The organism is Liquorilactobacillus mali KCTC 3596 = DSM 20444, assembly GCF_000260415.1.
GTDB lineage: Bacteria > Bacillota > Bacilli > Lactobacillales > Lactobacillaceae > Liquorilactobacillus > Liquorilactobacillus mali.
Map to the genome: position 1 here is coordinate 1 of NZ_BACP01000075.1, position 4,148 is coordinate 4,148.

At 33.7% G+C, this 4,148-nt stretch carries 5 protein-coding genes; 3 read left to right on the top strand and 2 right to left on the bottom strand.

Annotated features, from left to right (window positions below):
• Positions 1–104: 104 nt before the first annotated feature.
• Both GSM_RS13425 and GSM_RS13430 read right to left on the bottom strand, forming a co-directional pair.
• Positions 105–830, bottom strand: a complete 726-nt coding sequence (locus GSM_RS13425) for a phage antirepressor Ant (RefSeq protein ID WP_003689688.1) — start codon at positions 828–830, stop codon at positions 105–107.
• 15 nt (positions 831–845) lie between these two features.
• On the bottom strand, positions 846–1,085 hold the full coding sequence (locus GSM_RS13430; RefSeq protein ID WP_003689690.1) for a helix-turn-helix domain-containing protein: 240 nt from the start codon (positions 1,083–1,085) through the stop codon (positions 846–848).
• A 135-nt stretch (positions 1,086–1,220) separates the two neighbouring features.
• Between GSM_RS13430 and GSM_RS13435 the strand changes: the two genes are divergently transcribed.
• The 3 genes from GSM_RS13435 (at position 1,221) to GSM_RS13445 (ending at position 4,132) form a co-directional block, all read left to right on the top strand.
• Positions 1,221–1,892, top strand: a complete 672-nt coding sequence (locus tag GSM_RS13435; RefSeq protein ID WP_003689691.1) for a helix-turn-helix domain-containing protein — start codon at positions 1,221–1,223, stop codon at positions 1,890–1,892.
• 148 nt (positions 1,893–2,040) lie between these two features.
• Entirely contained in the window at positions 2,041–2,592 is a 552-nt protein-coding gene (locus GSM_RS13440; protein ID WP_003689693.1) for an SHOCT domain-containing protein, read from the top strand.
• Between the two features lie 106 nt (positions 2,593–2,698).
• Positions 2,699–4,132: a recombinase family protein gene (locus tag GSM_RS13445; RefSeq protein ID WP_003689694.1), complete on the top strand. Its 1,434-nt coding sequence runs from the start codon at positions 2,699–2,701 to the stop codon at positions 4,130–4,132.
• Positions 4,133–4,148: the final 16 nt, after the last annotated feature.

The following is a 4,148-nucleotide window of genomic DNA, read 5'->3' on the forward strand; positions in this document are numbered from 1 at the left end:
GCTTGTTAATATTTCCCAAATTTCGTAGCTTAGCTCGGGAGACAGTGTTACATCTTTAGGATTAAACCTCTTTCCATTTGCATCGATATTAATTACTTCCATTGCTATTCCTCCTTTACCAATTCGACAACTGGTTTGATACCAGATCTTTTTAATTTGTCATATAGAAACTTCTGACCTTTCTGTGTCCATTTAGACGTATTTCTTACTTGCTTTAGTCCATTGCTATCAACATATTCAAACGGTTCAACGTGTGTATACCCTTTGTTTTGATATTTCGCATACAGTAACCACGTTTTTCCTTGCCGATATTGAATGCCTTGTTCGTGTAGCAATTTGTTAAAGGCTACAGAACTCATACCGTAGTTCTTTGCAATCATGCTTGTTGTTTCTAGCCCAGGGTTAGCAAGGATCTTATCTGTGTATTCTGCTTTAGGTTTAAGCTGTGAGTTTTCCAATTTTAATTGGACGTTTTCGCTTTGTAGATATTCGTAGCCACGTTTTACAACTTCCTTTGGATCATTCCATTTGCGTTCAAGTTCAATGAAATATTTACGATAAATTTTTCCAAGTTCTGTATGGCTCATCATTGAGAGCTCTTTTGCCATTCCTAAAGTCAGTGCATAGTCTTGAACTTCCTTAGTTCCGCCATATTGGTTTTGGTGTGTAACTGTAGTTACGGAGCTAAAATCTATGCCTTCTTCAAAATCTGAAAAGTTTTGTTCAACCCATTTGCTAAAACGAGTTGTAAGTTGTAATCCCTTATGAAGTTCACGCGCTGAAACAAGTTGCTGATTGTCTTGTACTTTGATAGTTATTAATTGATTCATTTAGATTGCTCCTTTCTATTCTTTTACTAATCGTTGACGTTCGGTAACGTTGAATTTAAAAAAAATTCCTATGTGGTCTTTATCAATTCCAAGAGTATCTGAAATCTTAGCTAATTCTTCTACTCCAATTGGAGTTATACCGTTTTCTCTCTTCCAATATGCTCCTCTTGAAATTTCCAAAATATTAGCCATATCTTGTTGCGATATTCCAGCAGCAATCCTTTCGGCTTTAATTCGTTTCAAATTAAATTCCATTTTCTCACTTCCTTTCGACATTTTTAATATAAACCCTTCGTTACCGTATGTCAACAAAATAGAACAATTTATTTTATTTTGTTTACTCATGGTAACAATTGTTATATAATAAGGTTTGTTAAAGGAGGTGCTAATTTGAGAACTAGTAAGGAAATATTAGAAATAATTACTAATAGTAGAAAAGAACGAAACTTGTCATTATCTGAGCTGGCTAGATTAACTGGTCTTTCTAAAGCAGCATTATCTAGATATGAAAATGGTTCAAGAGAATTTCCTGTTAATAAGACAGAAGAATTTGCAAAAGCATTAAGCTTGGATCCTCGTTACTTATTAGGAATTGAATCAAATGATGATATTTCATCAATATATGATGAGTTGGAGCCCTTAAGAAAAAAACGAGTTTATAATTTTGCAGCATCTCAGTTAAAAGAACAGAACAGTAAAGCTATCCGATCAGGCCGTTCAACTGCTGCTGGTGCTCCTATCGATGGAGATTACCAAGATGCACAAGAAGAAATAGTAGTAAGAAGTGAAGTTCCTCGTGGTGCTGATGAAGTAGTAACAATTGCTGGAGATTCTATGGAACCATTGCTTAAACAAGGTTCGCAGGCGTTCGTACATTATCAACCTGTTCCTGATGATGATGGACAAATAGTCATTGTTTCTATTAACGATGTAGGTGTTACTTGCAAGAAAATATATCGCGAAGATGGAAAAATAAGATTAAAATCTATCAATGAAAAATATGAAGATATGGTTTTTCCAGCTAGTGATGTAAGAATCATTGGAAAAGTAATAATGAAGTAAAAAAATAAGCCTTAGCTCATCACTTGGGGGCGACAAGCTAAGACTTATAAAAATGTATCTGAGTAAAATATAACACTACTCAGGTATCTCTACATAATGATATATGTTTCTAACACATAAATTTAAAAATTAATTTGGGGGAATCACAATGAAAATTGAAAATAAACTTATTCCAAGAAGATTAATCGCTGGAATTATTCTTCTACTTTTATCCATTTTTGAAATGGTAGAAAGCTATCATGTATCAGCATATGGACAAATGATTAATAACGATAGTTATAACGGTGAAGGCGGATTAGGCATGATTATTGGTGCAATTGCCTTTATTGTTGCATTAGTATTTATATTCACTTCAAAGTCTCGCCCTAAAAAATGGGTTGAGATTACTCTAGCTGTCTTCATTGTTCTTGGGGTAGTGTTTAATCAAATGATAACCGATAACACTTTTATTGATCTGCCGTTTTTTGGTTGGATAAATGTAGTAATTTCCTGTTTTGCGTTTCCTTGGTCAAAAAAAGGATACAAAGGCATGCCATACATTAGCAAAGATGAAAAAAATGAACAGAAATCTGTTGAGCCAGCTGCTCAAACAAGTTCAACTGTTGCTGATGAAATTGTAAAATATAAGCAGCTTGCAGACAATGGTATTATTACGCAAGAAGAGTTTGAAGCTAAAAAAAAGCAACTACTTAATATATAAAAAAACACACTCGCCCCGACCAGAGATTGAGTGTGCAATTGGTTATCATGCATAGGGAGAAGTACACCCTATTTGTATATTTTAATAAATTTGGGAGGTAAAATCAATGCTAGTTGGTTGCTATTTGAGAGTTTCAACGATAGATCAAGCCGAAGAAGGTTATTCTATTGAGCAGCAAAAGGATAAATTAAAACAATATTGCGAAGTTAAAGATTGGGACGTTTATAAATTCTATATAGACGCAGGCTTTAGCGGATCAAACATTAATCGCCCTGCTATGCAAGAGCTAATTGAAGACGTTAATAATAACAAGATAGATACCGTTCTAGTGTACAAATTAGACCGTTTAAGTCGCTCACAGAAAGATACCCTATATCTTATCGAAGATGTGTTCAACGTGCATAAAACGGCATTCGTAAGCTTGAATGAGAACTTCGATACATCTACTGCATTTGGCAAGGCAAGCATTGGAATTCTTTCAGTGTTTGCTCAGTTGGAGCGTGAACAGATCAAAGAACGAATGCAAATGGGTAAAATGGGACGTGCTAAAACTGGCAAAGCAATGAATTGGTGGAATCCGGCATTTGGATATATCTACAATGGTGAAACATATGATATTGACGAGTTCAAAGCAGACATCATAAAGAAGATATACAAAGATTATCTTAGTGGAACATCAATAAATAAGATTGCCGAAAATTTAAATAAAGAAGGACATTTAGGCAAAGATAAACAATGGTCTTTTAGAACTGTAAGAATGGTTCTAGTAAATTCTGACTATACTGGAAATGTAAAGTACCATGGCAAAATATATGCAGGCCAGCACTCCCAAATAATTGATGAAAAAACATTTAAGACAACACAGAAGGAATTGAAAATAAGGCAGCAAGAAGCTTACAGCAAGAACAATAATCCTCGCCCATTCCAATCTAAATATATGCTATCCGGTTTACTTGAATGCAAATATTGTTCATGCAACTTAACTTTGGTTCAGTACCGCCCTCGCAAAGATGGAACACATCTAAGTGTATATAAGTGTCCTAGTACAATGCGAAAGAAGATGTTTACACAACGACAATTGTCTAACTGCATTTCTAAAACACAAGAAAGACAAATGCTTGAAGAACATGTTATTAATGCAATTAGTGAGCTTCAATCAAATACAAGCAAAATAGATTCAATGAATAAAACAAAGTTAATCAACATAGATTCGTATAAAACTGAACTTGGAAAAATAGAAAAAAGTCTTAAAAAATTGGTTAACATATATGTGGATACAGATTCATTAACAATTGATATTTTCAATGAAAAAAAGGAAGCATTATTGTTGCAAAAAGATGCGATTGACAAAAAAATAAAATCCGTTAAAAAGAATCAGCCTGATCTATCAGTCAGCGACGCAAAAAACATATTAGACAAAATAGAAGGAAATATTGCAGAAGCTAAATATGACATGAAATACAAAATAGTGAGGAAATTAATTAAAAAAATAATTGTGGGTAACTCTAGAATTGTTATTAAATGGGCATTCGAGTTGTAACGATATTGATTAAACT